Origin of the sequence: Mesorhizobium sp. M0077 (genome assembly GCF_040322955.1) — a bacterium.
GTDB lineage: Bacteria > Pseudomonadota > Alphaproteobacteria > Rhizobiales > Rhizobiaceae > Mesorhizobium.
In genome coordinates this window covers 380,758-406,871 of record NZ_JAMYUL010000004.1, presented here as the reverse complement: position 1 = coordinate 406,871, position 26,114 = coordinate 380,758, and the positions used below count along the sequence as shown (strand labels likewise).

The window sequence follows — 26,114 nt, the reverse complement described above, 5'->3', positions numbered from 1 at the left end:
AGCCCTTTTGCCAGCCGTTTCCTTCCGTCCCTTGAATGCCGAGGTTGCCATGGATAGCCACACCATCGTCGAAGCCCTGCTGCTCGGCCTGCTGGAGGGGCTGACCGAGTTCATCCCGGTCTCCTCGACCGGCCATATCCTGCTCGCCGGCCATTTCCTCGGCTTCCATTCCACCGGCAAGGCGTTCGAGATCCTGATCCAGCTCGGCGCCATCCTGGCGATCCTCAGCGTCTATTTCCGCCGTCTGTGGCAGATGCTGCTCGACCTGCCGCATGATCGGCTGACGCGGCATTTCGTCATCGGCATCCTGATTGCCTTCCTGCCGGCCGCCATCATCGGCGCGCTGGCGCATGATTTCATCAAGACGGTGCTGTTCGAATCGCCAAGGCTGATCTGCATCATGCTGATCATCGGCGGCGTCGTGCTCTTGGTCGTCGACCGCATGAAGCTGCAGCCGGTCTACCGTGACGTCGAGCGCTTCCCGACAAGGCTTTACCTGCAGATCGGCCTGTTCCAGTGCCTGTCGCTGATCCCCGGCACGTCGCGCTCCGGCTCGACCATCGTCGGCGCGCTGCTGCTGGGCGTCGACAAGCGCGCGGCGGCGGAATTCTCCTTCTTCCTCGCCATCCCGACCATGGTCGGCGCCTTCGCCTTCGATCTGTTCAAGAACCGCAACGTGCTGAGCAGCGCCGACCTGCCGATCATCGCTATCGGCTTCATCGCCGCCTTCCTTACCGCGCTGATCGTCGTCCGCTTCCTGCTCGATTACGTCTCGCGCAACGGCTATTCGCTGTTCGGCTGGTGGCGCCTGGTGGTGGGAGCGGTTGGGTTGGTGGCGCTTTTCATTTGGGGGTGAGCTTTACCCTCCCCCTTGTGGGGGTCCGAAGGACGGGCGAGACAGGCGGCTCGCCCCGGTCAGTCGATCCGCAAAGCGGATCGGGGTGGGGGCGCCACACCCCCGCCCCGTTTCGCCATCGACGAGTCGCGTTGCTTGCTCACCGACCCTCCCCACAAGGGGGAGGGTAAAGGCCGCTAACTCCTCCCATAAAACGCGTTCTCGACATGCACCGGCCAGCGCCAGGGCAGCACCGCGATCATGTCGAAGCGCATTGACAATCTGCCGTAGTCCGGCTGCCGCGACAGCCAGATGTCGGCGGCGCCTTCGATGCGGCGCTCCGATTGGTGGCCGATCGCCTCCATCGCTTCCATCAGCGTGCGCCGCGCCTTGACTTCGACGAACAGCACCAGGTCGCCGCGCCTGGCGATCAGGTCGATCTCGCCGAAGCGGGTGCGATGCCGGCGGGCGAGGATGCGATAACCTTTCAGCATCAGCGCCGCTGCCGCCAGCCACTCGCCGCGATGGCCGCGCCGATAGGCTTTTTGGCGGCTGGCGGCCGGGCGCTCAGCCACCTTCGCCTTCTCCAACCGCATCCCTGAGTTCCAGCAGCCGCCGGTAAAGCGCCTGCTTCTGCCCGCCAGTCATCTTCGCCGCCTCCGCCGCCGCCTTGGACGCCGGCATTTCGGCGGCCAGCGACAGCAGCAGCCTGTCGATGTCGGCGGGTTGGTCGGGCTTGATCTCGGCGGGCCCGACGCAGATGACGATCTCGCCCTTCGGCGTGTCAGCCGCCGCATAGTGGTCGGCCAGCGCCTGCAGCGTTCCCGTCCGCATCTCTTCAAAAGTCTTGGTCAGCTCGCGGCCGATGGCGGCCTTGCGCGCGCCGCCCAACGCCTCGACCATGGCGACCAGCGTTTCGGCCAGCCGACGCGGCGACTCGAAGAAGATCAGCGTTGCCGGCACCGCCCTGAACGTTTCGAGCTTTGTCAGCCGCTGCCCAGATTTCACCGGCAGAAACCCGGCAAACAGGAAGGCGTCGGACGGCAGGCCCGACGCCGTCAGCGCCGCCAGCGGCGCCGATGGGCCGGGGATCGGCACCACGCGCAGGCCGCGCTCCAGCGCTTCGCCGACCAGCCGGTAGCCTGGGTCGGAGATCAGCGGCGTGCCGGCATCCGAAATTAGCGCCACGCTCTGCCCGGCCTCGAGTGCCGCGATCAGCTTCGGTCCGGCCTCGCCGGCATTGTGTTCATGATAGGCCGTGGTGCGGCGGCGGATGCCGTAGCGGTCGAGCAGCACGCGCGAGACGCGGGTGTCCTCGCAGGCGACGACGTCGGCGGCCGCCAGCGTTTCCAGCGCGCGCAGCGTGATGTCGGAGAGATTGCCGATCGGCGTCGCCACCAGATACAGCGCCGGCGCCAGCGGCCGGACTGCGATCTCGGTCTGCCCGATCACATAGCTGCGTTTCTCGCCGGTCACCGGGTCTCTCCATTTCGCCCTGTTTGGCATGGCGCGCGCCGGGTTGCAAAACTCCCGAACGTCGGGCCAAACCTGACGCCGATGTAACCCGGCGGCCATGTCTTTGCCACAGTGGGGAACGAAAGCGTGGCTGGCGGATTGAATACCTGAGTCTCTTGAGGAGGAGGACAGGATGGACAGCCTGGAATTGCAGGACGTTTTCGAGCCCTATTATGCCGAGCGCAAGCGCTTCACTGCGCGAAAGGGCAAGCGTGCGCTCGCCGAAAGCGACACCGGCCTGGCCAGTCGGACGGCCACCGCCTTGCCGACGAATGTCAGGCTTTCGGACAACAAACCGGACAGCACGACGGAGCACTGACCGTACGATGCCCAATCGTTTCGATATCTTCATCACCCGTCTTGAAACGAAGAGCGCCCGCGAAGGCGCGCCGCCGCATCCGATGAACGACCAGAACAGCGTCCGCCGGGACAAGAGCGACGCCAAGCCGGCCCGGACCGGAGAGGCGCATGCCGAGAAACACCGCGGCAAGCGCCGCTTCAAGCACGACGCTTGACCTTCGCGATTGGCGAGGACCACCCTCACTTCGTCATCACGGGCGAGCAAGGAGCGAAGCGACGCGGCGCAGACTCGAGGATGACGAACGCGTGGTTGCGAAGCCCCCATAGTTCAATCGAGATATCGCGAAGCCCGTGCCTTCAGAAGGTCGATCAACTCCGGATCCATGGATCCGTAGTCATCCGGGATGTCGAGGCAGATGACGCGGGCCTTCTTCAGGCTCTCCTTGAATTCTTCTGCAGCTTGGTGCGGTGCGCTTTTTCCATCACGAAGACGATGTCGGCCCAGGCGACCAGTTCATGCGTCAGCGGCGTGTCTGCATCGTGATTGGTGCCGGCCGACTCGACCTCGATATCCCTACGTTTGGAGAACACCTGCTCGGCGGTCGGGCTGCGCAAGCGGTTCTGGCTGCAGACGAACAGGACGTTCTTCACCGACTACTCATCCCAGATCTTACGCAGATTTTTGCTGAGAGGGATGTACTGATCAAATGTGAGTCCATTCAGATCAAACTCGAGCAACTCATCCTTGGCGATTCCGCGAAGCTTATTTCCAATATATGTTATGAAACTGAGGACAACGCTGAATTCGCTCAAGTGGGTCAATTTTAGTTTCGATGTGACCGTTGCGTTCCTGATGAAAATCGCCTGAGCCTCAAAGAGGTCGTCTTGCTCTGGAGATCTCAAGATTTCGGTCAATCCAAACTCGAACACATCATCCGTGTTCAATGTCATCAAGGTCTCGTGGATCAGGAACGTCATCGCAGGAGTCACCTCGGATGCGGCGCTGGCACGCCAGCGGTTCAACAAGTCGACTTTCTAACATCCTTGCTCAAGCCGATAAATCGTCCAACAGCCCGGCCATTTGCCCTGTGGGCTCACCGCGCCAAATCCGCCACCACGGCATCGAGCACGATCATGCCGGCTGGCGTGGCGCGTAGCCTGGCATTGCCGATCGGCGCCACCAGCCCCTCATCCTGCAGCACGGCCAGCCGGGCGCTCGACAGGCCGCGCCCGGAAAACGCCTCGTAGCGGGAAAGGTCGATGCCTTCGGCCAGCCTCAGCCCCATCAGCAGGAACTCGTCGGCCTCCTCCGAGCGTGTCAAGACCTCGCCGCCGGTGACGCCATGGCCTTTGGCCTCGACAAGACCGGCCCAGGTCTCCGGCATCCGCTCGGCGATCGTCACGATGCGCTGGCCGTTTTCGATGAAGCGGCCATGCGCGCCCGGTCCGACGCCGACATATTCGCCATACCGCCAATAGGTCAGATTGTGCCGGCTCTCGGCGCCCGGCCTGGCGTGGTTGGAAATCTCATAGGCCGGCAGGCCATGCGCTGCGGTGACCTCCTGAGTCAGCGCATAGAGATCGGCGGCCCGGTCATTGTCGGGAATGGTAAACTTGTGCGCCGCATGCAGCGCATGGAACGGCGTGCCTTCCTCGATGGTCAGCTGGTAGAGCGACAGATGGTCGGCGGCATGGCCGATCGCCTGTTCGAGCTCCGCCTGCCAGTCGTCCAGCGTCTGGCCGGGGCGGGCGTAGATCAGGTCGAAGGAGAGGCGCGGAAAGATTTCGCGTGCCAGCCCGATGGCATGCAGCGCCTCGTCGACATTGTGCAGTCGGCCGAGAAAGCGCAGATCCTTGTCGTTCAACGCCTGCACGCCGAGCGAGACGCGGTTGACGCCGGCGGCGCGGTAGCCGCGAAAGCGCTCGGCCTCGACCGAGGATGGATTGGCCTCCAGCGTCACCTCGATGCCGTCGGGCACCGTCCAGTTCTTCGCCACGGCGTCCAGCACCGCCGCCACCGTCTGCGGCTGCATCAGCGACGGTGTGCCGCCGCCGAGAAAGATACTAGTTACCTCGCGCGCCCCGGTCCGCTCGCGCATCGTCTTCAGCTCGGTCTCGAAGGCGCGGGCAAAGCGCTCCTGGTCGACCGGCTGGTGACGGACATGGCTGTTGAAGTCGCAATACGGGCATTTGGCCGCGCAGAACGGCCAATGGATGTAGACGCCGAAGCCCGGGCTGCGGTCCAGCGACATTAAGCTGAGCCTAACCTGGCGCGGGCGAATTTCTGGAAGGCGCGGGCGCGGTGCGACAGCGCCGTCGGCTGACCGGGCTTCCAGCCGTGTTTTTCCTCAGCGCTCATCTCGCCGAACGTCTTGTCGAAACCGTCGGGCAAAAACACCGGGTCGTAGCCGAAGCCGAGTTCGCCGCGCGGCGGCCACACCAGCGTTCCCTCAGCTTCGCCGCGATAATATTCAGCCTCGCCATTGGGGAAGGCCAGGCAGATGACGGCGACGAACCGCCCCTTGCGCTGCGCTGGCTCGGCGGCGCCGACCTCCTGCAAGGCCACTTCGGTGCGCTGCATGGCCATGCCGAAGTCGCGGCTGCCATCGGGAGCTTCGGCCCAATTGGCGGTGTAGACGCCGGGAGCGCCGTCGAGCGCGTCGACGCACAGGCCCGAATCGTCCGACAGCGCCGGCAGGCCGGTCGCCTTAGCCGCGGCGAAGGCCTTGATGTAGGCGTTTTCCTCGAAGGTGGTGCCGGTCTCCTCCGGTTCCGGCAGGCCGTAGTCCTTTGCCGACTTCGCCTCGAAGCCGAACGGACCCATCAAGTCGGCGAATTCGCGCAGCTTGCCTTCATTGTGGCTGGCAACGACGATCTTCTTTCCATCGAGAGAATGCATCAAAGGCCCCAGATCCTTGGCTCGGCGAATTCGATCGAATTGCCCGAGGGGTCGCGTATGTAGATCGAGCGCCCGCCCTGCGGCCATTCGAATTCGCTTTCGATGGCGATGTTTTTCGCCTCAAGTTGCGCCTTCCACTGTGCGAGTTCATCCGCACTTGCGGCAAAGCAGAGATGGCCCTCGCCGACCGTGCCATGTGGCGGCACTTTCAGCCGCGCATCGGGCGCCGGCGGGATTTTGGTGGCTTCGGCGTTGAAGACCAGCAGCACGCCCGGGCCGCAGCGGAAGAAGAGATGGCGGCCGTCGACCTTGCCGAGGAGAGGGAGGCCGAGGACGTTGGAGTAGAAGGCTTCGGCAGCGGCGAGATCCGTGACGTAAAGCGCTGACTCAAGAATAGCGGAGGGTTGCATCAGGCACCCCCCTCTGGCCTGCCGGGCATCTCCCCCGCAAGGGGGGAGATTGGCAGTTCCGCTGGCGGCGTCTCAACGTTGATGGTTGGCGAAAACGGTAGCGACCTCTGATCTCCCCCCTTGCGGGGGAGATGGCCGGCAGGCCAGAGGGGGGTGTGAAGGATCGCCGACGTCATCACGTTAAATTCAATCAGGCCACAGCCATCTGCTGCAAGCTCACCAGCCGCTGAATGCCCTTCTTGGCCAACCCCATCAGCTCCGCGAACTGACCTTCCGAGAACGGCTCGCCCTCGGCGGTGCCCTGGATCTCGACGATGCCGCCCTTGCCGGTCATGACGAAATTGGCGTCGGTGCCGGCAGACGAATCCTCGATATAGTCGAGGTCGATGACCGGCTTGGCGTCGTGGATGCCGCAGGAAATTGCCGCGACATGGTCCTTCAGCACCTTGGCAACACTGGCCATCTGCCGCGCTTCCATCCAGCGCAGGCAATCGTAGAGCGCCACCCAGCCGCCGGTGATCGAGGCCGTGCGGGTGCCGCCATCGGCCTGGATGACGTCGCAGTCGACGGTGATCTGCTGTTCGCCCAGTGCCTGCAGGTCGACAACGGCGCGCAAGGAGCGGCCGATCAGCCGCTGGATTTCGAGCGTGCGGCCGCCTTGCTTGCCGGCCGAGGCTTCACGGCGCATGCGCTCGCCGGTCGAACGCGGCAGCATGCCGTATTCGGCCGTCACCCAGCCCTTGCCGGAATTGCGCATCCAGCCCGGCACCTTTTCCTCCAGGCTCGCCGTGCACAACACATGCGTGTCGCCGAATTTCACCAGGCACGAGCCTTCCGCGTGTTTGGAGACGCCGCGCTCGAAGGAGATGGCGCGCATTTCGTCGGCTTGGCGTTTAGAAGGGCGCATCGAGGCCTCTTTCTGTTCTTTTACGGTTGCGTCGGCGGCTTGTAGACGCATGCAGCCCATGGCGCAAAGGAAAAGGCCGGGCGATCTGGCACAGACGCCGGGTTGCGCGGGGGCGATGGAAGTCTATATCCTTGAGCCGGAGGTTTTTGGCTCGAATGACCAAGGCAGTCACCGAACCCAGTCTGCTGGCGCCCGCGCTGCAATCGCTCGACATGCGTTCGCGCGACATTTTTAGGCGCATCGTCGAATCCTATTTGAAGGACGGTGAGCCTGTGGGATCGCGTAGCCTGTCGCGCATCCTGCCGTCGTCGCTGTCGCCGGCCACCATCCGCAATGTGATGAGCGACCTCGAACATCTCGGCCTGATCTATGCCCCGCATATCTCGGCCGGGCGCCTGCCGACCCAGACCGGCCTGCGCTTCTTCGTCGATGCCTTCATGGAGCTTGGCGATCTCTCCGACGAGGAACGCCGGGTCATCGAGGCGCAGGTGCGCGCCTCCGGCTCGGGCGCGACGCTGGAACACATGCTGACCGAGGCCAGCCAGATGCTGTCGGGCATGTCGCGCGGCGCCGGCCTGGTGCTCGCCACCAAGAACGAGGTGGCGCTGAAGCACATCGAGTTCATCCAGCTCGAGCCGACCAAGGCGCTGGCGGTGATGGTGTCGCAGAATGGCGATGTCGAGAACCGCGTCGTCGACCTGCCGGCCGGCATCACCGTCTCGCAGCTGCACGAGGCCTCCAACTTCCTCAACGCCCATATCAGGGGCCGCACGCTCGCCGAGGCGCGCATCGAGATCGCCCGCATCAAGGACGAGACCAGGGCAGCGCTGGACACGTTGTCGCAGGACCTGGTCGAGAAAGGCCTGGCGGTGTGGGCCGGCGCCGACAGCGGCCTGCCGGCGCGCCTTATCGTGCGCGGCCGCGCCAATTTACTCGAAAACGTCACCGCCCAGGCCGATATCGAATTGCTGCGCCACCTGTTCGAGGATCTGGAGACGCAGGACGGGCTGATCCAGCTGCTCGACCTCGCCGAGGACGGCCCCGGCGTGCGGATCTTCATCGGCTCGGAAAACAAGCTGTTTTCGCTGTCCGGCTCGTCGCTGGTCGTGGCGCCCTACCGCGACAAGGACGCCCGCGTCGTCGGCGCGCTCGGTGTCATCGGCCCGACCAGGCTGAATTATGCCCGCATCGTGCCGATGGTCGACTACACGGCCCAATTGATTACCCGGATGTTAAGATAATTCCGAAGCCGGGATCACCGTAAAGGAGGGCGCAGAATGGCGCTTGAATCGTTCAAGGCCCAGATCAGCATGCTGCTCGAAGAAATGGTCAACCAGCCGGAGGACGAGCACGAAATCCAGGAGCAGCTGCGCGAAAAACTGCGCGAAATGCGCGCCATGGGCTTGCCGCTGCCGGAAGATCTCGTCGCATTGGAAAAGCGTCTCGACGACGATCTCGACGTCGAAGAGGAAAGTTGAGCGGTTCTCTCGTCGAATCTGCGCGCGCGCACGCTTCTCTTTTGCGGCGGCCGCACAATATCTCCCTTGTGCATGACGCGCCGACCGGCGCGAGTTCGAGGAGAACAGCATGATCCGGATTGCCGGCTTGGCAGGGCTTGCCCTGCTTCTGGCCACCAGCGCCTTCGCCCAGGAGGCCGATCAACCGCTGCTGACCGGCAAAGACGCTTTCGGCGACTGGACGGCCGACAAGCCAGGTGTGCGCCGGCTGATCAAGCCGGATGATCTGCAAAAGCCCAACATCACCGGATCCGCCTCCAACAGCGCCGGCCTTGGCGATCGACCCGAGGGCGCGAAGCCCGTCCTGCTGCCTGGGTTTTCGGCCGAACTGGTTGCTTCCGGCATTTCCAATCCGCGGGTCGTGCGCGTGGCGCCGAACGGCGACCTGTTCGTCGCCGACAGTGACGCCAACCAGATCCGCGTCTATCGGCTGGCCAAGGGTAGCGCGAAGCCGGCCGAAGAGGGCATTTTTGCCGACAATCTCAACCAGCCCTATGGCATCGCCTTCTACCCGCCTGGCGACAAGCCGCAATGGGTCTATGTCGCGAACAACGACAGCGTGGTCCGCTACGCCTATCGCGACGGCGACCTTAAAGCCTCCGGCGAACCGGAGACGATTGTCTCCGACATCCCTACCGGCGGCCACTGGACCCGCGATATCGCCTTCTCGCCGGACGGGAAGACGCTGTATCTCTCGGTCGGCTCCGGATCGAACGTCGCGGAGGGCATGCAGAAGGCACCGAAGGGCGGCCTTGACGCCTGGGCAAAATCACAGCCACTCGGCGCCACCTGGGGTTCCGAGGATGGCCGTGCCGACGTGCTGGCCTTCGGCCCCGACGGCAAGAATGGCCGCATCCTCGCTACCGGCCTGCGCAATTGCTCGGGCATGACCGTGCAGCCGGCCACCGGCGCGCTGTGGTGTGTCGTCAACGAGCGCGACGGTCTCGGCGACGATGTGCCGTTCGAATATGCCACCTCAGTCAAGGACGGCGCCTTCTATGGCTGGCCCTGGTATTATATCGGCGCCAACGAGGACCCGCGTCACGAGGGCGCGCGCCCAGACCTCGCCGGCTCGGTCACCGTGCCCGACGTGCTGATGCAGGCGCATTCGGCGCCGCTCAACATCGCCTTCTATGACGGCGGCAATTTCCCGGCAGAGTACAAGGGTGACGCCTTCGTCGCCCTGCACGGCTCCTGGAACCGTGGTATGAGGACCGGCTACAAGGTGGTGCGGCTGAGATTCAGCGACGGCAAGCCGACCGGCGAGTACCAGGATTTCATCACCGGCTTCGTCCTCTCCGACGACGCCGTCTGGGGCCGGCCGGTCGGCGTCGCGGTGGCCAGGGACGGCGCGCTTATCGTCACCGAGGATGGCAACGGCACCATCTGGCGCATCACCCATGTCGATGGCCCATCCTGAGCCGGCGAACAGCGCAATCCGGCCCTAATGCACGTCCCGATGGATCACCTTGGGATAGGTATGGATCACCTCGGCCGATGAGACGCGGTCATCGAAACCGGTATCCCTGAGATTGAAGAGCCCGACCGAGCCGAAGGACTTCTTCGCCCCTTGCGCGAAGCGGCTGTCGCTGAAATCGTGCTCGTAAAGCGTCACCGTGACGTGGCCGGCATTGAGCTTCGGCACGTAAACACTGCTGATGGTGTCGTTGGCGACGCCCAGTTGGTTGATGTGGAAGCGATAGAGGTCCTGCACCATGCGCCGGGCCGCATTGCCATTGATCATCCAGTATTCGCGGCGCGATGCGCGGTTCGGGTCGATGAGTTTGAGCGGCGCCTTGCGGCCAAGCCCGAGCCAGTGCTCGAACACCATCACATTGGCGCCCCAGGGATAGGGATAATTGGACTTGTCGATGATGCGTGGCGGGCCATCCTCGGCAATCTCGGCGGTATCGACATAATCCAACCATTGCAGCTGGAACGACGCTTCCACGTTGAGGTCGGTATTGCGCGGATCGGCAGCAATGATGCGCCAGTCCGAGACCGGCGGATATTTGGTGTCGAGGTCGATGTAGAATTCGCCTTTGGCGGTGTCGTCGGGGTCTATCTTTTGCGGTCCGTCACGCTCGATCGCCACCAGCCGCACCTTGAAGCGGTTGTTGACGACCAGCGGATAGATCATCGGACGAACGGGGTAGGCGCCAGGGTTCCGGCTGTCGGTAAAATATCCAGTCTGCGGAACGACATCGCTATCGCCCTTGTCGAACAGGCTGAAAGCCTGACGCCCCTCGAACCACAGATACCATTCCAGCTCGTGGACGTGACCGCGTGCTTCGGAATAGTTGTTGGGCATCCACTTCATGAGCTGGATGTGAAGTCTTTTGGCTAACATGGGTGCTCCTGCCGTTCGGACCATGCGAGATAGCCGACCGCCTTCGGGGCGTAAGTGAACCATCTCTCGCTTTCAGGCGAGGATGACCGGCTTTCATGTCCTGCTTGGCGCAATCGAATCCGTTTTGCCGTTGCAGGCTTTCATGGCATCAGAGTCGTTTCACGAGGTGCGACCGTCATGACCCTCACCGGCTTCCTTGCCTATAGTGCTGCGCTGGGCATCGCCGCCGCCATTCCCGGGCCCGGCGTCACCGCGCTTGTGGCGCGGGCGCTCGGATCCGGCTTCCGCTCATCGCTGGCGATGTCGTTCGGCCTGATGCTCGGCGACCTCATTTATCTCACCGCGGTGGTGCTCGGCCTTGCCTTTGTCGCGCAAAGCTTCGGCATGGTGTTTCTCGCCATCAAATGGCTGGGCGTCTCCTATCTCGCCTTCCTCGGCTGGCGTTTCTGGACGGCCGGGATCACGCCCGAGACTGTCGAGGCCAGGAAAGGCAAGGGCGGCCTGGTATCGAGCTTCCTTGCCGGCCTCACCGTCACGCTGGGCAACCCGAAAACGATGATCTTCTACCTCGCCATCACGCCGACCATCGTCGACCTGAAGACCATCACGCTCGCCGACTACGGCATCCTGGTCGCGCTCACCGTCATTGTGCTCTTCGTGGTGCTGGTGCCATATCTTGCGCTGGCCGCCAAGGCGCGCTGGTTCCTGAAATCGCCACGCGCGATGAGGGCGCTGAACCGCACCGCCGCCGGCTTCATGGTGGGCGCGGCCGCTGCCATTGCCGCACGTCAGTAGATCGGTTCAGGCCCATCCATTCCGCCGATCGGTCCATCCGGAAAATGCGGCTTGAGGGGACAAGCGTTTTCAGCAAGCGGCCCACTCGATATTTTCGGCCGGCAGCCTATCTTGCGCGGGCGAAAGCCCTATTCTGTCCGCCGACGCCAATTGCCTGATCTGATTTGGGAGCGAAACCAATGAACAAGCCTTCCGCGCGCGTGCCCGGCCGCGGCCGTGTCTACAACTCGATCACCGAGACGATCGGCGACACGCCGCTGGTGCGGCTCGACAAGTTCGCCAAGGAGAAGGGCGTCGTTGCCAACCTTCTTGCCAAGCTCGAATTCTTCAATCCGATCGCCTCGGTCAAGGACCGCATCGGCGTTTCGATGATCGAGGCGCTGGAAGCGTCGGGCCGGATCAAACCCGGCAAGACGACGCTGATCGAGCCGACCTCGGGCAATACCGGCATCGCGCTCGCCTTCGCCGCCGCCGCCAAGGGCTACAAGCTGATCCTGACCATGCCCGAAACCATGTCGGTGGAGCGCCGCAAGATGCTGGCGCTGCTCGGCGCCGAACTGGTGCTGACCGAAGGGCCGAAAGGCATGAAGGGCGCCATCGCCAAGGCGGACGAGCTGGCCGCCACCCTGCCCGACGCCGTCATCCCGCAGCAGTTCGAAAACCCGGCTAATCCGGAGATCCACCGCCGCACCACCGCCGAGGAGATCTGGAACGACACCGATGGCGGGGTCGACATCTTCGTCGCCGGCATCGGTACCGGCGGCACCATCACCGGCGTCGGCCAGGTGCTGAAGCAACGCAAGCCCTCGGTGCATGTCGTCGCCGTCGAGCCGGAGGCCTCGCCGGTGCTGTCGGGCGGCCAGCCCGGCCCGCACAAGATCCAGGGCATCGGCGCCGGCTTTGCGCCAAAGATCCTCGACACTTCGATCTATGACGAGATCGTCAAGGTCTCCAACGAGGATTCGGTCGCCAACGCCCGCCTCGTCGCCCGCCTTGAAGGCGTGCCGGTCGGCATCTCGTCGGGCGCCGCCCTGCAAGCGGCGATCGTCGTCGGCTCGCGGCCGGAGAACAAGGGCAAGAACCTTGTGGTGATCATCCCGTCCTTCGCCGAGCGCTATCTGTCGACGATCCTGTTCGACGGGCTGGGCGCTTAACGTCTCAACGGGATAGCGGGGATCCTTCGCACCCCCCTCCGCCCTGCCGGGCATCGGGGGGTGCTGTCCCTCCGACATCGGAAGTCTCATGGCTGGACCGCAGAAAACCCGGCTGTGGCGTCCGCCACCGGCTTGAGCGGGAGGCGGCTTCAGGGTCAAATCGCCCCGGCCTGCTTCGTGTGGGCAGGGGGAGAATCTCATGTACAAACTTTACACGCGCCCAGGCAGCGGCGGTTTTGTCGTCGAGGCCGCATTGGCGCTGGCAAACGCGCAATTCGACCAGATCGATGTGCCCAAGAAGGATCCGCCGGACCAGGCCTTCCTCGACATCAGCCCGTTGAACCAGGTTCCGGTGCTGACCTTGCCCAACGGTCAATCGATAACCGAATCGGCGGCGATCTGCATCCTGCTTGCCGAGCGCCATCCGGAGGCGGGTCTGGCGCCGGCCGCCGGATCGCCGGATCGCGCCGGTTTCCTGCGCTGGATGGCGTTCATGTCGTCGGTGCTCTACCCCGCCATCCTGCGCCTCTACTATGCCCATCGCTACACCACCGATGCCGACGGCAAGAAAGCCGTCAAGCAGGCAGCCATTGCCGAGATGGACCGCGGCTTCGCCATTGTCGATACAGCCCTCGAGGGGCGCGGCTGGCTGGCCGGCGACGCGATGTCGCTGGCCGACATCTACCTCGTCATGCTGGTGGCCTGGCACCCCGACATGGACAAGGCGCGAGCCGACTGGCCGAACATCGAACGCTTATGGTCGGCGCTGCGCCCGCATCCGCTGATGAAACGGCTCAACACCACGCATGAGATGTGGCCGGCCTGAACGGACGCTTCAATTTCGCAGGATCGCCCGTTTCGCCTGCAGGAAGCGGCGCACGGCGGGGTCGCGTTCAAGGCCGATCGCCCGGTCATAGGCTTCGACCGCTTGCGCCGCATTGCCTAGCCTGGCCAGCAGGCCGGCGCGGGCGGCCCAGTAGGGTTGGTAGTCGTTGAGCCGCTTGTCGGCGCCCAGCACGTAGAGCGCCGCCAGTCCTGCCGCCGCCCCTTCGCCCTCGGCAATCGCCACGGCGCGGTTGATCGAAATCACCGGCGAGCCTGATATCGCCGACAGCGCATCGTAGAAGTTACGGATCGCCGCCCAATCGGTTTGGCCGGTCCGTCGCCGCGTCGCATGCACCGATTGTACCGCCGCTTCGAGCTGATAGCGGCCGATGACGCCCATGGTGGCGGCGCGGCCCAGCAGCGCCTCGGCTTCGTCGATCAGCGCGTGATCCCAAAGAAGACAATCCTGGTCGGCGAGCGGCACATAATCTCCAGCCGCATCGCGCCGCGCCGGGCGCCGCGCCTCGGCAAACAGCATCAGCGCCAGCAGGCCGAGCGCTTCCGGTTCGTCCGGCATCAGCGATGCCACCAGCCGACCGAGCCAGATGCCTTCGGTCGCCAGATTGCGCGCTCTCGTCTCGGTCCCTGCCGGGTCGGTCCAGCCTTCGGCGAAAGCCGCGTAGATCGCTTCCAGCACCGTTTCCAGCCGCTCGCCGAGTTCGGCGCGATCCGGCACGCGGAACGGAATGCCGATCTCGCGGATGCGGCTCTTGGCGCGCACCAGACGCTGGCCCATCGTCGCCGGCGAAACCAGGAAGGCCGAGGCGATCGCCGCCGCGTCGAAACCCAGAACCGTCTGCAGGATCAGCGGCGCCCGCACGCTGGCTTCGATCGCCGGATGCGCGCAGGCAAACATCAGCCTGAGACGCTCGTCGGGCAAGTCGTCGTCTTCCATGCTCGCCTCCATCTCCTCGGCCATCAGCTTGAGATGGTCGCGGCTCGCCTCGCTGGTCAGCCGACGGCGCACCGCATCGACACCACGGCGGCGCGCGACGGTCAGCAGCCATGCTTCCGGCTTGTCGGGCACGCCGGTCTGCGGCCAGCGCTCCAGCGCCGCGGCGAAGGCCTCGGCCAGCGCGTCCTCGGCGCCGGCCACGTCGCGGGTGCGCGCCGCTAGCCAGGCGACCAGCTTGCCGTAACTCTGCCGGGCGGCCGCTTCGGCAGCCGCCCGCGCGATCTCCGGGCGATTGTCCATCACGGTGTCATTTCTTGGGCATGTAGTCGGCCATTTCCCAGATCGGCCGCAACTCGACCGTGCCGGCGCTCGCCGCCGGACAGCGCGCCGCCCAGTCGATGGCGGTATCGATATCGGCCGCCTCGATCATGTAGAAGCCGGCAAGCTGCTCCTTGGTGTCGGCATAGGGGCCGTCGATCACGTTGGTCTTGCCGTCTGTGATCCGCACCGAGGTGGTCGCCTGGGTCGGGCGCAACCTTTCGCCGGCGAGCCATGCGCCGGATTTCTTCAACGCTTCGGTATAGGCGGCATATGCTGCGCTCATCTGCTGAGCCTTCTCGATTGGCGTGTTCGCCTGCGCGGCTTCGTCGCTGTTGATCAAAAGCATGTATCGCATGGGTCTTCTCCCGTGGTTTCGAAGGCCGCGTTCTAGCGGGGCCAGACGTATGTCGCGCGGCGGCGGCCGATTTCGACGGGCTTCAGAAAAAACTTTCGCCTCCGCCAGGAGATTTCGCAAGGACCAGATGTTCCTCCGTCTGCTGGCGGATGACCGGCAGCGGACTGGCCGTGGCTCCGCACAGCACTATCCTCTGTCGTTGGCGGGCACGTCACACGAGGCATGGGAGAAGAGAATGGAACTCGTGACCCACAAGAAATTCAAGAACGGCCGGTTGATGCCATGGGGCAAAGGCACGGTCGTCAGCGGTGCGAAAGGCACCGTCTATCTCTGCGGCAACACCGCGACATCGGCTGACTACGATCCGGCCGCCAAGAAGGGTGGCGGCTTCGCCGGCGATGCCGCGGCGCAGTGGCGGGAAGTTCTCGGCAACATCAAATCGGATCTGGAAGAACTTGGCAGCGGGGCTCGACCATCTCATCAGGCTGACCTTTTTTCGTCAAAGGGCCATTTCCCGACGGCGGCGTCCTCAGCTCGCCTAATTTTCGTCTCGACGTGCTGGACGCGTTTTTCGCCGAGCATTGTCCGAAGCATTGTAGCGACAACAATCCGCCGCCTTCGAGGTAATCGGCGTCGCAGCGCTTGCCCAGGCAGACATCGTCATCGAGATCGTCGCCGTCGCGGCGTTGCCGGACTGAGGCGCGAACGAACAGGCCGGCCTTGCGCGACGTCGCCGTTGCGATCGAAGCGCGCCGGCACGAGCTGCGCCGCCGCGCCGGTGCCGGCGTTGCACAAGGCCTCGGCTTTGGCCAGTGAGCGCCCGGCGACGAGCAGGATCAGGCGTGGCTCGCTCTCCAGCAATTGCACGATGCGGCCGCCGAAAATGCCATAGCCGCCAACGACCAGAAGCCTCATCGCGCCGCTCTTTTTGCGTATGTCGTTCCCGGAACCGAGGTGACTTTTGGGTGACATGCGATTAGCCGATCACGCGCGCACGTATCGGGGCGGACAGGATCTCGCAACTGTCCTTGCGGCCGAACATGGCGTAGCGGTTTTTGGCGATGCGTTCGTAGAGCCAGTCACGCAAGGGGCGCGGGATGAGCAGCAGGGCCTTCGCCGCCCGCCACGGCCAGCCGAGTTCGGCCATCACCGCGATGAAACTGTCCAGCCGGATGAAGGGAGCGCCGCCGACAAGGACCAGATTGGTCTCGTAGCTGTCGGTGCGCAGCCCGTATCTCTGGAACAGCGCCTCGCCGAAGGGCGACTGCGCCGTGGCGAAGCGGAAGCGGTTTTTGCGGTCGAGCCCGACCACCGTGCGTACGAAGCCCGAGCACAGCACGCAGACGCCGTCGAAAACGATCAATGGCTGGCTGGCATCGAAGGGTTCAGGAGAAGAAGTCACGGGACATCCGGCAGCTTGTGTCTTCAGACACTAAGCCCGCCGGCAGCGGGATCAAAGCCGCGGCGTTGTCGCACGGCCTCTCGCGGCCAGCGCGGGGCGCTCGGCGCGATAGGTGGTTGCGCGGGGATCGGCCTCCGGTCTGCAGATCCGGCTGTCGTGACGCGTTTCGAATGTCATGATCAGTGCGCGCCGAGCGAGCTGCCGCGACGGGCGCAGGCCGGACCCGGGCCGCGCATGTAGTAGCGTTCCGGCCGATAGGTCGGCGCGATGAACTCGCGGATGGCGGCGGCATAGCCGGCGATGTGGCCCCAGAATTTCATTTTACTCAAGTCCCTGTCCCGATTTTCGGATGTCCCGTCCGATTGCGGGGATCATAGTGTCGAGGCGTGAATAGTCGGTGAACACGATGTTAATCTTTGGTCGAAAACCCCATGCTTCGTGGCCGGAATGCGGCTGTTTGGGGGTCTTTCGGTGTGGTCCGTCGCCATTTCCGGCATTGTGACTTTTGCATCACATATGTTTCGTCTGGATGTCGCTTGGGCGCGGTTCTGTTTCACATTGGCGAGCCTCTCGAAATTTCCATTCTCGCTGCCGAAATGCCCCTGGTTGCGCGCCCGGAACCGGAACGGGCCTTGCCCGTTCTCGCTTGAACCGCATCGCGCAGGAGTTCGCCATGGCACCTCGCCCCGCCTGGAAGGGCTATCTGAAACTGTCGCTGGTCACCTGCGCTGTCGAACTGACCAACGTCGTCACCCACGCCGAAAAAGTTTCGTTCCGGGTGCTCAACCGCAAGACCGGCAACACGGTGAAGCGCATCTATGTCGATTCTGAAACCGGCAAGCCGCTGGGCGATGGCGACGAGATCAGGGGCTATGAGGTGAGCCCCGGTGAGTTCGTCCATATCGAGGACGAAGAGATCGAAGCGGTGCAGATCGAGTCCTCGCACACGATGGCGCTGGACGGCTTCGTCGACAAAGCCTCGATAGAGCAGATCTATCTCGACACGCCCTATTATGTCACGCCCGCCGACAAGGTGTCGGAGGAGGCCTTTGCCGTCATTCGCGATGCCATGGCGGACAAGAAGATGGCCGGGCTGGCGCGCGTCGTGCTCTATAGCCGCGAGCGGCCCGTGGTCATCGAGCCGCGCGGCAAAGGCATGGTGCTGACCACCTTGCGCTACGGCAACACGGTGCGGGAGCCGGAGAGCATCTTCGGCGACATCAAGGCGGTGAAGACCGACCAGGAGATGACCGATATGGCCGAACGCATCATCGACAAGAAGAAGGGGAAGTTCGATCCGTCGACATTCGAGGACAAGTATGAGGACGCGCTGCTCGAACTGATCCGCGCCAAGAAGGCCGGAAAGAAGGCTCCGAAAGCGCAGGCCGCGCCCAAGCCGTCCAATGTCGTCAATCTGTTCGACGCGCTGAAGAAGAGCCTGTCCGATGGCGGCCAGGCGGAAGGCTCGGCGAAGAAGGCCAAGCCGGCGGCAAAAAGCGGCAAGGCGAAAGCTTCTGCGCCCAAGCGCAAGTCGGCTTGAGGGTCGGCGCCGTGGCCAACCTCGAACAATATCAGTCCAAACGCGATTTCAAGAAGACGGCCGAGCCGGCGGGCAAGGTCGCACGCGGCAAGCAGCCCGGCGGCATCTTCGTCGTCCAGAAGCACGACGCGACCAGGCTGCACTATGATTTCCGCCTCGAGCATGAGGGCGTGTTGTGGAGCTGGGCGGTGACGCGGGGCCCGAGCCTCGACCCGCACGAGAAGCGGCTGGCCGTGCATGTCGAGGACCACCCGATCGACTATGCCGGCTTCGAGGGCACCATTCCCAAGGGCGAGTATGGCGGCGGCACCGTCATCGTCTGGGACGAAGGCACATGGACGCCAGAGATCGACCCGGCCAAGGCGTTGAAGAAGGGCCATATCGACTTCGAACTCAACGGCCAGAAGCTGAATGGGCGGTGGCATCTGGTCAGATTAAGACCCCGCCCGGGCGAAAAGCGCGACAACTGGCTGCTGATCAAATCCGACGACGCCGCCGCCCGCCCCGGCGAGGATATCCTGAAGGACGCACCGAAATCGGTGAAGTCCGGCCTGACCATCGAAGAGGTCGCGGAAGGCAAGACCGCCGACGGCAAGAAGCCGAAGGTCTGGCACTCCAACAAGCCCGCGGCATCCAGCAAGGCGAAAGCCGGCAAGCGCCTCGACTTCTTCGAGCCGCAGCTGGCGACGCTGGAGCGCGAGGCGCCGCCCGGCGAGGACTGGCTGCATGAGGTGAAGTTCGACGGGTACCGCATGCAGGCGCAGATCGCCGGCACGGAGGTGCGGCTGCTGACCCGCACCGGCCTCGACTGGACGGGGAAATTCGGCCCCGAGATCGTCGCGGAACTCGCCCAGCTGAAATGCAGCGACGCCATCATCGATGGCGAGATCGTCGTGCTCGCCGACAGCGGCGTTTCGTCCTTCTCGCTGCTGCAGCAGGATCTCTCCGCCAATCGAACCGACCGCTTCACCTACTATGTGTTCGACCTGATGCGGCTTGACGGCAAGGATTTGCGCCGCGAGCCGCTGGTCGAGCGCAAGCAGGCGCTGCAGGAGTTGCTCGGCGAGACGGCCGAAAATGCCGCCGTCCGCTTCAGCGACCATTTCGCTGAGCCCGGCAAGATCATGCTGCAGCACGCCTGCCGCATGGGCCTCGAAGGCATCGTCTCCAAGCGCGCCGATGCGCCCTACCGCAGCGGCCGTGGCCCAAGCTGGGTGAAATCGAAATGCACGGCCCGCCAGGAATTCGTCATCGGCGGGTATCTGCCCTCGGACAAGACCGGCCGCGGCCTGCGCTCGCTGCTGGTCGGCTACCACGAGGGCGGCAAGCTCCACTATGCCGGCCGCGTCGGCACGGGCTTCACAGCCAGGAGCGCCACCGATCTGAAGAAAAAACTCGATGCGCTGAAGGCAGACGCCTCGCCCTTTGCCGCCGCCGTGCCGAAGGGCAAGGGCCTGGTCTGGGTCAGGCCCGAACTTGTCGGCGAAGTGGAGTTCCGCAGCTGGACGTCGGACCGTATAATACGCCACGCGTCGTTCCAGGGACTGCGCGAGGACAAGCCGGCGGAGGAAGTCGTGCAGGAAAAGGCATCGAAGGCGGCGAACAAGGCAAAGCCGGCGGCAAGCAGCGCCGGCAAGGCCGCCGGGGCTAAGGCGCCCGCGACGATCACGACCAGCGTAAAACTATCCCATCCCGACAAGCTGCTGTGGCCCGAGGAAAAAATATCCAAGCAGGCTCTGCTTGGGCACTATGCCTTGGTCTGGCCGCGCATGGAGCAGTTCGTCGTCAACCGGCCGCTCAGCCTGGTCAGGGCGCCGGATGGCATCGGCGGCCCGCGCTTCTTCCAGAAACATGCTTCGGCCGGCATGAGCGACAAGATTGCCCGGATGAAGGACCCGACCGATGGCGAGGAAATCCTGTTCATCCGCGATTTCGACGGCCTTGCCGCTCTGGTCCAGTATGGCGTGGTCGAGGTCCACATCTGGGGCTGCAAGATCGAGGAGCTGGAAAAGCCGGATCAGATCATCTTCGATCTCGATCCCGATGAAGGCGTCGACGTCAAGGCGGTGCGCGAGGCCGCACTCGACATCAGAGGCAAGCTCGACGATCTGTCGCTGCCGAACTTCGTCAAGCCGTCAGGCGGCAAGGGCTATCACGTGCTGGTGCCGCTGAAACCCTCGGCGGATTGGGAGGAAGTCAAAACCTTCTCCCATGATTTCGCCAAGGCGCTGGAGCAGGCCGCGCCCGACCGCTACACGGCGACGCTGTCGAAAAAGGCGCGCACCGGAAAAATCTTCGTCGACTATCTGCGCAACGGCAGGGGCTCGACCACGGTCGCGCCCTACTCTTCCCGCGCCAAGAAGGGCGCGACGGTGTCGATCCCGGTGACCTGGGCGGAGGTTGAAAAAGGGTTGGCGCCGAATTCCTTCCCGATCGGGGGCAAGACGACGCTGAAGGAACTAGCGGAGGCCGATCCGTGGGTGGACTTTTTCAAGCAGGGAAAGGTGCTGAAGCGGGGGTGAGCGTCGCGCGCCTCACCTGCTAAGCAAGCGTTCCGTCACACCCCCCTCTGTCCGGCAGGACAGAGGGGGGTGCTGTACCGCCAGCGTCCCAATTAGCACCGCCGAACCTCTACGCCAAAAACACCCGCTCGAACGCCTGCTTCCCCGGCGGTGAAAACACCACCGCGCGGCTGTCCTTCTCCCGCCTTGCCCATTTCTCCGACAGGATCTTGTCCAGAATAGCCGCGCCGAGCGTTCCCGCGAGGTGCGAGCGGCGCACGCTCCAGTCGAGACAGGCGCGGCAGACCGGCCGGCGCGGCTTGGCGCCGACATCGATGCCGATGGCCGAAAAATGCGAGGCTGCCGACGGCCCGAGCCTGATCTCCCCCGGCCGGATCTGCCCCGGCCGGATCTCCCCCGGCCTCATCTCATTGTCGTCGCGCAACAGGATGCCGCGCGCGACGAGCCGGTCGAGCATCGCCACCGCCTGTTCGCCGGCGAGGTGGTCGTAGCAGACGCGGGCGACGCGCATGGCGCCGTCGCGCGGGCCGGGCCGCACGCGCTTGGGACCAACCGCTTCGGCCACCCCGGTGATGGCCTCGATCATGCCGGCAACCTGCGGCCCTGCGAGGCCGTAATAGCGATGCCGTCCCTGGCTGGCCAAAGTTAAAAGCCCGCCCTCCATCAGTTTCGACAGATGCGAGGACGCCGTCGGCAGCGAGACGCCGGCCTCCAGCGCCAGTTCGCTGGCCGTCAAAGCCGTGCCGCCCATCAGCGCATTCAGCATGTTTGCCCGCGCCGGATCGCCGACCAGGCTGCCGATGCGGGCGATGTCGGGTCCTTCACGCATAGTTAGGTCTCCATCGAAGCATTCTCGTCAGATAAGCATTATTGTCGGGCGGGATCAAGGAGAACGCCGATGCCAACCGCTTCCGCCCCACTCGCCAGCCGCCGGCCGTTCCCGTTCGTCACCTGGCTGCAACGGCGGCTGCTCGCCCGCTGGTACGACCGCCATGTGCAGCGGCTAGACCTCGCGGAGGTCGACGACCATCTGCTGCGCGATCTCGGCCTGACCGTGAGGATGTGCGCCGCGAATGCGCAAAATCCTTCTGGCAGGCCTGACCGCCAGCGCTTTTGCTTAGCAGACCCTGCGGCACAACGTTTCGACGCCGCTCGAACTATCGATGCGAAACCCAAGGAGATCACGATGACCATCACTTGCTTCATCCGCTATGAGATCGACCCGTTCGGCAAGCCGGCCTTCGAGCAATATGCCAAGGCCTGGGGCCAGGCGATCCCGCGCTGCGGCGCCGATCTGATCGGCTACTACGCCCCGCATGAGGGCTCGGCCACCACCGCCTACGCCGCCTACAGCATCGACAGCCTCGCCGCCTACGAAGCATATCGCGCCCGTCTCGCCGCGGATCCGGCGGGCAAGGCCAATTACGAATTCGCCCGCCGCGAAAAGTTCATCTTGAAAGAGGACCGCATCTTCCTGAAGCTGGTGTCGGGGCCGCATGGACCGCGGCAGCTGTTCCAGACCGCGGTCAAGGAGGAGATATGATCGCTGTCATCTTCGAGGTGCAACCGGCTGAGGGAAAGCGCGATGCCTATCTCGGCATCGCTGCCGAACTGCGGCCGCTGCTCGACGGCATAGACGGTTTCATCTCGATCGAGCGCTTCCAGAGCTTGGCCGACCGGAACCGCGTCCTGTCGCTTTCCTTCTGGCGCGACGAGGAAGCGGTGAAAGCCTGGCGCAACACGGAAGAACACCGGCAGGCGCAAAAGGCCGGCCGTGGCGCAATCTTTGCCGGCTATCGGTTGCGGATTGCGCATGTGGTGCGGGATTACGGGCTGACGGAGAGGGACGAGGCGCCAGAGGATAGCAGGGCGGTGAATGGGTGACTAGGTATCGGCGTCGCGCCAGGCCCCCTCATCCGGCCGCTTCGCGGCCACCTTCTCCCCGCTGGGGAGAAGAGACTGGCGCAGGCTTCGAAAATCTCCTCTCCCCTCGGGGAGAGGTCAGCCGAGCGAAGCGGAGGCTGGGTGAGGGGGCGCTTGGCGCTCACGCATTCCCGATCAGCACCCCGGCCGCAAACACCAGCGCCCCACCCAGCACCACCTGAAACGCCGCGCGCAGGAACGGGGTTTGCATGTAGCGGTTCTGCACGAAGGCGATCGCCCACAATTCGAAGAACACCACGACGGCCGCCACCGCCGTCGCCGTCCAGAAATGCGGGATGATGTAAGGCAGCGCGTGGCCCAGCCCACCCAGCGTCGTCATGATGCCGACGGTCAGTCCGCGCTTGATCGGCGAGCCACGCCCCGACAGCTTGCCATCGTCGGAAGCGACTTCGGTAAAGCCCATCGAGATGCCGGCGCCGATCGAGGCGGCGAGGCCGACCAGCAGCGTCTGCCAGGTGTCGTGCGTGGCAAACGCGGCGGCAAAGATCGGTGCCAGTGTCGACACCGAGCCATCCATCAGCCCGGCCAGTCCCGGCTGCACATAAGTCAGGATGAACTGGCGCTGCTCGGCGCTGGCTTCCTCGTCCTTCACCTCGCCCGGTACAAGTTTCTGTTCCAGCCGGTGCGCCGAATTCTCATGGCTTTGCTCGGCCGCGGCCAGGTCGCCGAGCAGTTTCCGCGTCGAGGCATCGCCGGTGCGCTTGGCCGCCTCGACATAGAAGCGATAGGCCTGCCGCTCCATCTCTTCGGCTTGGCGCCGCACATGCTCGATGCCGAGCGGCCGCACCAGCCAGTCGGGCTTGCGCTCGTAATAGCCTTTCACGTGCTCGCGGCGCAGCAGCGGAATGCGCTCGCCGAAACGCTTGCGGTAAAGCTCGATCAGGGAATCGCGATGGCCGTCCTCCTCCTCCGCCATCGCCTCGAACACTTTCGCCGATTGCGGAAAACTGTCCGCCAGCCCGTCGGCATAGGCGCGGTAGATGCGCCCGTCATCCTCTTCGGACGAAATTGCCAGCGCCAGGATCTCCTGTTCCGACAGCGTTTCGAAAGGACGGCGGCCGAAACCGAAGACACGGGAAAGCATGAGAAATTCACCCCAGTTTAGAATAGTTCTAAACTAGGCGCTGCAATCTCCGCGGTCAATCACCAGTCAAGAAATGTTGAAGCGCCGGATTGCCACGCGCCCTTCATTATCGGCAAATGTTCACCTATATTGTCGCGACACGCAAAGCGAAAGGTATCCAAGAGATGACGGCAAAGCCGCATGACCACTTCGATCCGAAACCCGTCCTCGATCTGATCGCCAGCATCGAGGCCGATTTGCAGCGGCTGAAAGGCCTGGTCGAACAGCAAGTCGAAAAATTCGACCCCGCCAATCCGCACAACAAGGCGCCCGACGGCAAGCTGACCGAGGAGGGCGTCGAATGCTGCTACCGCCTGTTCGACGAAGGCAAGTCGCGCTATTCGGTCGCCCAGCAGATGAAGATCTCGTTTGCCGCCGCCACGCACCGGTTCAATTCCTGGCGCAAGGCGGGCGGGCCGAAGCGGCAGAGGGCGTTGATGGGATAATTGGCGAAAGCCGAAGCGACATCTGATCTCCCCCCTTGAGGGGGAGATGCCTGGCAAGGCAGAGGGGGTCGGTCCGACCGGGCTCGACGTCCTGCGCGGCAGATGGAGGGCTAGCGCTTCACGCGCGGCGACCCCCTCTGTCGCCTTCGGCGACATCTCCCCCTCGAGGGGGGAGATTAGCAGCTTCGCCCGCCCTACGGCGTCAGTTCAATCTCTTCCGTCTCGCCGCCTTCGCAGGTGTAGCAGCAGTCGTCGCATTTTTCCTTGTTGTTGGGGCCGACGCCCCAATAGGTTCCCTCGTCGCCATCGACCCAGGCGCCGTAGCAGATGGACTCGCCTTCGTCGCAGGACACCGGGATCTGCTTGGTCTCGCCATCGTCGAGATAGAAATCCTTGTCATTGCCCGGCCAGACATAGTCGCGGTCCTGGCTGTAGAGCTCGAGGCGCATGGCGTTGGGATGGCTGTTCTTGACGGCAAAGGTGATGTCGGCGGCGTGCGCCGCCGGCGCAAACAGCGCGGCAAGCGACAGTGCGACGACGACGCGGCGCAGGCAAGTGAAAGACATGGTGTTTCCCCGAGGCAAATCGGCCCCCCGGCCGAGGGAATCAGCATCGCACGATGGCGGCGGAGATTGAAGGGCGGGGCGTGACTGATTTTGGGGGGATTGGGAGAGGTTGGTGGAGCCGCTGATCTCCCCCCTCGTGGGGAGATGCCTGGCAAGGCAGAGGGGGGCGCTGTCCCGCCGACCTCTCATTCCTGCAGCCGCGTCATTTCAATTTTAGGCTTGCTGATCCATACGCTGGCGATCCTTCGCGCCCCCCTCTGTCCTGCCGGACATCTCCCCCACGAGGGGGGAGATCAGCAGCTTCGGCGCCCCGCCCCTCACTCAACCAGATCGATCGTCTCCGTCGTCTTCTCCACGCAGATGAAACAGCATGTATCGCAAGGCTGGTCATTATCCGGCCCCACCCCGGCCGAAATCGCATCATTGCCATTCACCCAGGCGCCGTAGCAGATGTTCTCGCCTGAATTGCACGAGATCGGCACCGATTTCTGCGAGTTCGGCTCGATCAGGAACACCTGGTCGCCGCCCGGCCACGACATCTTGCGGTCACGGCTGAACAGCTCCACCGCCACCGCCTGCTTGCGCAAATTCTTGACGAAGAACGCCATATCGGCGGCATGCGCCGGGGCGGCGACGAGCAGGGCGGTAAGGGTGAGGCGGAGCATGATGGGCGGTCCCGAATCGGAGATGCGAGGGTCGCACGCCGCGAGGGCCGGGCCTAGAGCCACGGCTAGGCAAGTCCCCCTCACCCGGATTGCCAGCCGAATTGCGAAAGGCAATTCGGGGCAATCCGACCTCTCCCCGAGGGGAGAGGAGCTCGCTCGGCGCTGGTGCTCGCCTCTTCTCCCCAGCGGGGAGAAGGTGGCCGCGAAGCGGCCGGATGAGGGGGCGGCCTCGTGATACCCTACGCCCCCTACTGCCCCACTTCACATGCGGCGCCAGCGGCCGGATCGCGTCAATCACCTCGGCGACTTCAGCAACGTCCAGATCCAGCCGGCAAACGGCAGCACCAGGAACGGACAGCCGGCGGCAGGCAGCGGTGCGGAGGTCGGCAGCAGGGCGCGCCCCACAGCACCATGGCCACCGTCACGACAAACAGGATGGCGCACCGGTGGGCCGCATCCACAGCGCAAAAGTGCTCGACGCGCCGATCAGGACGAGCGCCGCCGCCCACAGCGAGATGCCGCCGACATAGGAGGGCACGCTGGCCTCAAGGCCTGCCGCATTGCCGGCGAGCAGCAGCGTCAGGCATCAACCTCGACGCCGGTATCGAGCCCGCTGCTGGCCTTAAACAGGCCAACACCCGAAACGCCAAACACGCAGGCAACGATCGCGCCGACAATGAGGCGATGACCTGGAAGGTCATGATGGGCCTACTGTTGCAGATTTCGAACGGAGTGAGACGGACGGAAGTGAACCGAAACACCGGAGAG

33 protein-coding genes and 1 pseudogene are annotated in these 26,114 nt (G+C 64.2%); 14 read left to right on the top strand and 20 right to left on the bottom strand.

Annotated elements, in window-relative coordinates; all coding sequences use genetic code 11:
• Window positions 1-49: 49 nt before the first annotated feature.
• Entirely contained in the window at window positions 50-856 is an 807-nt protein-coding gene (locus NKJ57_RS11840; protein ID WP_023687560.1) for an undecaprenyl-diphosphate phosphatase, read from the top strand.
• A 176-nt stretch (window positions 857-1,032) separates the two neighbouring features.
• Here the strand turns inward: NKJ57_RS11840 and NKJ57_RS11835 are convergent, their stop codons facing one another.
• The gene (locus NKJ57_RS11835; RefSeq protein ID WP_023692944.1) at window positions 1,033-1,410 is read right to left on the bottom strand and encodes a YraN family protein; all 378 of its coding nucleotides are present in this window, start codon (window positions 1,408-1,410) and stop codon (window positions 1,033-1,035) included.
• On the bottom strand, window positions 1,403-2,311 hold the full coding sequence (gene rsmI, locus NKJ57_RS11830; RefSeq protein ID WP_023672060.1) for a 16S rRNA (cytidine(1402)-2'-O)-methyltransferase: 909 nt from the start codon (window positions 2,309-2,311) through the stop codon (window positions 1,403-1,405). Before rsmI ends, NKJ57_RS11835 begins: the two co-directional genes overlap by 8 nt.
• 172 nt (window positions 2,312-2,483) lie before the next feature.
• Here rsmI and NKJ57_RS11825 point away from each other — a divergent pair, with 172 nt between their 5' ends.
• Both NKJ57_RS11825 and NKJ57_RS11820 read left to right on the top strand, forming a co-directional pair.
• Window positions 2,484-2,669 carry a hypothetical protein gene (locus tag NKJ57_RS11825; protein WP_023672059.1) on the top strand — a complete coding sequence of 62 codons (186 nt, stop codon included), beginning with the start codon at window positions 2,484-2,486 and terminating at the stop codon, window positions 2,667-2,669.
• Window positions 2,670-2,676: 7 nt separating this feature from the next.
• Entirely contained in the window at window positions 2,677-2,865 is a 189-nt protein-coding gene (locus NKJ57_RS11820) for a hypothetical protein (RefSeq protein ID WP_023672058.1), read from the top strand.
• Between the two features lie 113 nt (window positions 2,866-2,978).
• On the opposite strand, the pseudogene NKJ57_RS11815 reads toward NKJ57_RS11820, so the two are convergent.
• From NKJ57_RS11815 to rph, 6 genes and pseudogenes are all read right to left on the bottom strand, one after another.
• Window positions 2,979-3,301, bottom strand: a pseudogene (locus NKJ57_RS11815) (low molecular weight protein tyrosine phosphatase family protein).
• A 3-nt stretch (window positions 3,302-3,304) separates the two neighbouring features.
• On the bottom strand, window positions 3,305-3,673 hold the full coding sequence (locus tag NKJ57_RS11810; protein ID WP_155923877.1) for a hypothetical protein: 369 nt from the start codon (window positions 3,671-3,673) through the stop codon (window positions 3,305-3,307).
• 71 nt (window positions 3,674-3,744) lie between these two features.
• Entirely contained in the window at window positions 3,745-4,902 is a 1,158-nt protein-coding gene (hemW, locus tag NKJ57_RS11805) for a radical SAM family heme chaperone HemW (protein WP_023726743.1), read from the bottom strand.
• The gene (gene rdgB / locus NKJ57_RS11800) at window positions 4,902-5,549 is read right to left on the bottom strand and encodes an RdgB/HAM1 family non-canonical purine NTP pyrophosphatase (RefSeq protein WP_023726744.1); all 648 of its coding nucleotides are present in this window, start codon (window positions 5,547-5,549) and stop codon (window positions 4,902-4,904) included. Before rdgB ends, hemW begins: the two co-directional genes overlap by 1 nt.
• A complete protein-coding gene (locus tag NKJ57_RS11795) occupies window positions 5,549-5,959 on the bottom strand; it encodes a VOC family protein (protein ID WP_023698063.1) in 411 nt (136 codons plus the stop codon). The genes rdgB and NKJ57_RS11795 overlap by 1 nt, the downstream gene beginning before the upstream one ends.
• Before the next feature lie 190 nt (window positions 5,960-6,149).
• Entirely contained in the window at window positions 6,150-6,866 is a 717-nt protein-coding gene (gene rph, locus NKJ57_RS11790; protein ID WP_023726746.1) for a ribonuclease PH, read from the bottom strand.
• Between the two features lie 155 nt (window positions 6,867-7,021).
• Here rph and hrcA point away from each other — a divergent pair, with 155 nt between their 5' ends.
• The 3 genes from hrcA to NKJ57_RS11775 all read left to right on the top strand — a co-directional run bounded on the left by hrcA (window position 7,022) and on the right by NKJ57_RS11775 (window position 9,803).
• The gene (gene hrcA / locus NKJ57_RS11785; RefSeq protein WP_023681233.1) at window positions 7,022-8,107 is read left to right on the top strand and encodes a heat-inducible transcriptional repressor HrcA; all 1,086 of its coding nucleotides are present in this window, start codon (window positions 7,022-7,024) and stop codon (window positions 8,105-8,107) included.
• 36 nt (window positions 8,108-8,143) lie between these two features.
• Entirely contained in the window at window positions 8,144-8,344 is a 201-nt protein-coding gene (locus NKJ57_RS11780) for a hypothetical protein (protein ID WP_023672050.1), read from the top strand.
• A gap of 109 nt (window positions 8,345-8,453) precedes the next feature.
• The gene (locus NKJ57_RS11775; protein WP_352510719.1) at window positions 8,454-9,803 is read left to right on the top strand and encodes a PQQ-dependent sugar dehydrogenase; all 1,350 of its coding nucleotides are present in this window, start codon (window positions 8,454-8,456) and stop codon (window positions 9,801-9,803) included.
• A gap of 24 nt (window positions 9,804-9,827) precedes the next feature.
• On the opposite strand, the gene NKJ57_RS11770 is transcribed toward NKJ57_RS11775, so the two are convergent.
• On the bottom strand, window positions 9,828-10,733 hold the full coding sequence (locus NKJ57_RS11770; RefSeq protein WP_352510718.1) for a hypothetical protein: 906 nt from the start codon (window positions 10,731-10,733) through the stop codon (window positions 9,828-9,830).
• 177 nt (window positions 10,734-10,910) lie between these two features.
• On the opposite strand from NKJ57_RS11770, the gene NKJ57_RS11765 reads away from it, so the two are divergent.
• The 3 genes from NKJ57_RS11765 to NKJ57_RS11755 all read left to right on the top strand — a co-directional run bounded on the left by NKJ57_RS11765 (window position 10,911) and on the right by NKJ57_RS11755 (window position 13,508).
• Window positions 10,911-11,528, top strand: a complete 618-nt coding sequence (locus NKJ57_RS11765; RefSeq protein WP_352510717.1) for a LysE family translocator — start codon at window positions 10,911-10,913, stop codon at window positions 11,526-11,528.
• Window positions 11,529-11,707: 179 nt separating this feature from the next.
• A complete protein-coding gene (gene cysK / locus NKJ57_RS11760) occupies window positions 11,708-12,682 on the top strand; it encodes a cysteine synthase A (protein ID WP_023692952.1) in 975 nt (324 codons plus the stop codon).
• Window positions 12,683-12,881: 199 nt separating this feature from the next.
• Window positions 12,882-13,508, top strand: a complete 627-nt coding sequence (locus NKJ57_RS11755) for a glutathione S-transferase family protein (RefSeq protein WP_352510716.1) — start codon at window positions 12,882-12,884, stop codon at window positions 13,506-13,508.
• 9 nt (window positions 13,509-13,517) lie between these two features.
• On the opposite strand, the gene NKJ57_RS11750 is transcribed toward NKJ57_RS11755, so the two are convergent.
• From NKJ57_RS11750 to NKJ57_RS11725, 6 genes are all read right to left on the bottom strand, one after another.
• Window positions 13,518-14,762, bottom strand: a complete 1,245-nt coding sequence (locus tag NKJ57_RS11750) for an RNA polymerase sigma factor (RefSeq protein WP_352510715.1) — start codon at window positions 14,760-14,762, stop codon at window positions 13,518-13,520.
• Window positions 14,763-14,769: 7 nt separating this feature from the next.
• Window positions 14,770-15,138: a YciI family protein gene (locus tag NKJ57_RS11745; RefSeq protein ID WP_023681239.1), complete on the bottom strand. Its 369-nt coding sequence runs from the start codon at window positions 15,136-15,138 to the stop codon at window positions 14,770-14,772.
• A gap of 211 nt (window positions 15,139-15,349) precedes the next feature.
• Window positions 15,350-15,619, bottom strand: coding sequence for a hypothetical protein (locus NKJ57_RS11740; protein ID WP_352510714.1), 270 nt, complete (start codon window positions 15,617-15,619; stop codon window positions 15,350-15,352).
• A 179-nt stretch (window positions 15,620-15,798) separates the two neighbouring features.
• Window positions 15,799-16,053: a hypothetical protein gene (locus NKJ57_RS11735; protein ID WP_156939210.1), complete on the bottom strand. Its 255-nt coding sequence runs from the start codon at window positions 16,051-16,053 to the stop codon at window positions 15,799-15,801.
• Window positions 16,054-16,114: 61 nt separating this feature from the next.
• Complete coding sequence (locus NKJ57_RS11730; protein WP_352510713.1) at window positions 16,115-16,540, bottom strand: thiol-disulfide oxidoreductase DCC family protein; 426 nt, start codon at window positions 16,538-16,540, stop codon at window positions 16,115-16,117.
• A gap of 179 nt (window positions 16,541-16,719) precedes the next feature.
• Window positions 16,720-16,869 (bottom strand): hypothetical protein, encoded by a 150-nt coding sequence (locus NKJ57_RS11725; protein WP_196813601.1) that lies wholly within the window; start codon window positions 16,867-16,869, stop codon window positions 16,720-16,722.
• Window positions 16,870-17,213: 344 nt separating this feature from the next.
• On the opposite strand from NKJ57_RS11725, the gene ku reads away from it, so the two are divergent.
• Window positions 17,214-18,080, top strand: coding sequence for a non-homologous end joining protein Ku (gene ku / locus NKJ57_RS11720; RefSeq protein ID WP_023824060.1), 867 nt, complete (start codon window positions 17,214-17,216; stop codon window positions 18,078-18,080).
• An 11-nt stretch (window positions 18,081-18,091) separates the two neighbouring features.
• Complete coding sequence (gene ligD, locus NKJ57_RS11715; protein WP_352510712.1) at window positions 18,092-20,602, top strand: DNA ligase D; 2,511 nt, start codon at window positions 18,092-18,094, stop codon at window positions 20,600-20,602.
• A gap of 109 nt (window positions 20,603-20,711) precedes the next feature.
• Here the strand turns inward: ligD and NKJ57_RS11710 are convergent, their stop codons facing one another.
• A complete protein-coding gene (locus tag NKJ57_RS11710) occupies window positions 20,712-21,431 on the bottom strand; it encodes an ArsR/SmtB family transcription factor (RefSeq protein ID WP_352510711.1) in 720 nt (239 codons plus the stop codon).
• Window positions 21,432-21,788: 357 nt separating this feature from the next.
• Here NKJ57_RS11710 and NKJ57_RS11700 point away from each other — a divergent pair, with 357 nt between their 5' ends.
• Entirely contained in the window at window positions 21,789-22,145 is a 357-nt protein-coding gene (locus tag NKJ57_RS11700; RefSeq protein ID WP_023692959.1) for an NIPSNAP family protein, read from the top strand.
• Window positions 22,142-22,486 carry an antibiotic biosynthesis monooxygenase family protein gene (locus NKJ57_RS11695; RefSeq protein WP_352510710.1) on the top strand — a complete coding sequence of 115 codons (345 nt, stop codon included), beginning with the start codon at window positions 22,142-22,144 and terminating at the stop codon, window positions 22,484-22,486. The genes NKJ57_RS11700 and NKJ57_RS11695 overlap by 4 nt, the downstream gene beginning before the upstream one ends.
• A gap of 160 nt (window positions 22,487-22,646) precedes the next feature.
• On the opposite strand, the gene mbfA is transcribed toward NKJ57_RS11695, so the two are convergent.
• Window positions 22,647-23,630 carry an iron exporter MbfA gene (gene mbfA / locus NKJ57_RS11690; protein WP_023681248.1) on the bottom strand — a complete coding sequence of 328 codons (984 nt, stop codon included), beginning with the start codon at window positions 23,628-23,630 and terminating at the stop codon, window positions 22,647-22,649.
• A gap of 164 nt (window positions 23,631-23,794) precedes the next feature.
• Here mbfA and NKJ57_RS11685 point away from each other — a divergent pair, with 164 nt between their 5' ends.
• Window positions 23,795-24,115: a hypothetical protein gene (locus NKJ57_RS11685; protein WP_023692961.1), complete on the top strand. Its 321-nt coding sequence runs from the start codon at window positions 23,795-23,797 to the stop codon at window positions 24,113-24,115.
• Between the two features lie 194 nt (window positions 24,116-24,309).
• Here NKJ57_RS11685 and NKJ57_RS11680 read toward each other — a convergent pair whose 3' ends face one another.
• The 3 genes from NKJ57_RS11680 to NKJ57_RS11670 form a co-directional block, all read right to left on the bottom strand.
• Window positions 24,310-24,681, bottom strand: coding sequence for a hypothetical protein (locus NKJ57_RS11680; protein WP_023692962.1), 372 nt, complete (start codon window positions 24,679-24,681; stop codon window positions 24,310-24,312).
• 317 nt (window positions 24,682-24,998) lie between these two features.
• Complete coding sequence (locus tag NKJ57_RS11675) at window positions 24,999-25,346, bottom strand: hypothetical protein (RefSeq protein WP_352510709.1); 348 nt, start codon at window positions 25,344-25,346, stop codon at window positions 24,999-25,001.
• A 294-nt stretch (window positions 25,347-25,640) separates the two neighbouring features.
• Complete coding sequence (locus tag NKJ57_RS11670) at window positions 25,641-25,790, bottom strand: hypothetical protein (protein ID WP_245260497.1); 150 nt, start codon at window positions 25,788-25,790, stop codon at window positions 25,641-25,643.
• Window positions 25,791-26,114 lie beyond the last annotated feature (324 nt).

Bases quoted from the DNA above. Each gene is read 5' to 3' on its own strand.
- NKJ57_RS11795 (WP_023698063.1), bottom strand. From the start codon at position 5,959: ATGCAACCCTCCGCTATTCTTGAGTCAGCGCTTTACGTCACGGATCTC.
- NKJ57_RS11695 (WP_352510710.1), top strand. From the start codon at position 22,142: ATGATCGCTGTCATCTTCGAGGTGCAACCGGCTGAGGGAAAGCGCGAT.
- hemW (WP_023726743.1), bottom strand. From the start codon at position 4,902: ATGTCGCTGGACCGCAGCCCGGGCTTCGGCGTCTACATCCATTGGCCG.
- mbfA (WP_023681248.1), bottom strand. From the start codon at position 23,630: ATGCTTTCCCGTGTCTTCGGTTTCGGCCGCCGTCCTTTCGAAACGCTG.
- NKJ57_RS11755 (WP_352510716.1), top strand. From the start codon at position 12,882: ATGTACAAACTTTACACGCGCCCAGGCAGCGGCGGTTTTGTCGTCGAG.
- NKJ57_RS11680 (WP_023692962.1), bottom strand. From the start codon at position 24,681: ATGTCTTTCACTTGCCTGCGCCGCGTCGTCGTCGCACTGTCGCTTGCC.
- NKJ57_RS11770 (WP_352510718.1), bottom strand. From the start codon at position 10,733: ATGTTAGCCAAAAGACTTCACATCCAGCTCATGAAGTGGATGCCCAAC.
- ku (WP_023824060.1), top strand. From the start codon at position 17,214: ATGGCACCTCGCCCCGCCTGGAAGGGCTATCTGAAACTGTCGCTGGTC.
- NKJ57_RS11825 (WP_023672059.1), top strand. From the start codon at position 2,484: ATGGACAGCCTGGAATTGCAGGACGTTTTCGAGCCCTATTATGCCGAG.
- rdgB (WP_023726744.1), bottom strand. From the start codon at position 5,549: ATGCATTCTCTCGATGGAAAGAAGATCGTCGTTGCCAGCCACAATGAA.
- NKJ57_RS11675 (WP_352510709.1), bottom strand. From the start codon at position 25,346: ATGCTCCGCCTCACCCTTACCGCCCTGCTCGTCGCCGCCCCGGCGCAT.
- NKJ57_RS11775 (WP_352510719.1), top strand. From the start codon at position 8,454: ATGATCCGGATTGCCGGCTTGGCAGGGCTTGCCCTGCTTCTGGCCACC.
- NKJ57_RS11710 (WP_352510711.1), bottom strand. From the start codon at position 21,431: ATGCGTGAAGGACCCGACATCGCCCGCATCGGCAGCCTGGTCGGCGAT.
- NKJ57_RS11735 (WP_156939210.1), bottom strand. From the start codon at position 16,053: ATGAGGCTTCTGGTCGTTGGCGGCTATGGCATTTTCGGCGGCCGCATC.
- NKJ57_RS11700 (WP_023692959.1), top strand. From the start codon at position 21,789: ATGACCATCACTTGCTTCATCCGCTATGAGATCGACCCGTTCGGCAAG.
- NKJ57_RS11820 (WP_023672058.1), top strand. From the start codon at position 2,677: ATGCCCAATCGTTTCGATATCTTCATCACCCGTCTTGAAACGAAGAGC.
- NKJ57_RS11765 (WP_352510717.1), top strand. From the start codon at position 10,911: ATGACCCTCACCGGCTTCCTTGCCTATAGTGCTGCGCTGGGCATCGCC.
- rph (WP_023726746.1), bottom strand. From the start codon at position 6,866: ATGCGCCCTTCTAAACGCCAAGCCGACGAAATGCGCGCCATCTCCTTC.
- cysK (WP_023692952.1), top strand. From the start codon at position 11,708: ATGAACAAGCCTTCCGCGCGCGTGCCCGGCCGCGGCCGTGTCTACAAC.
- hrcA (WP_023681233.1), top strand. From the start codon at position 7,022: ATGACCAAGGCAGTCACCGAACCCAGTCTGCTGGCGCCCGCGCTGCAA.
- NKJ57_RS11840 (WP_023687560.1), top strand. From the start codon at position 50: ATGGATAGCCACACCATCGTCGAAGCCCTGCTGCTCGGCCTGCTGGAG.
- NKJ57_RS11685 (WP_023692961.1), top strand. From the start codon at position 23,795: ATGACGGCAAAGCCGCATGACCACTTCGATCCGAAACCCGTCCTCGAT.
- NKJ57_RS11745 (WP_023681239.1), bottom strand. From the start codon at position 15,138: ATGCGATACATGCTTTTGATCAACAGCGACGAAGCCGCGCAGGCGAAC.
- NKJ57_RS11740 (WP_352510714.1), bottom strand. From the start codon at position 15,619: ATGAGATGGTCGAGCCCCGCTGCCAAGTTCTTCCAGATCCGATTTGAT.
- NKJ57_RS11750 (WP_352510715.1), bottom strand. From the start codon at position 14,762: ATGGACAATCGCCCGGAGATCGCGCGGGCGGCTGCCGAAGCGGCCGCC.
- NKJ57_RS11780 (WP_023672050.1), top strand. From the start codon at position 8,144: ATGGCGCTTGAATCGTTCAAGGCCCAGATCAGCATGCTGCTCGAAGAA.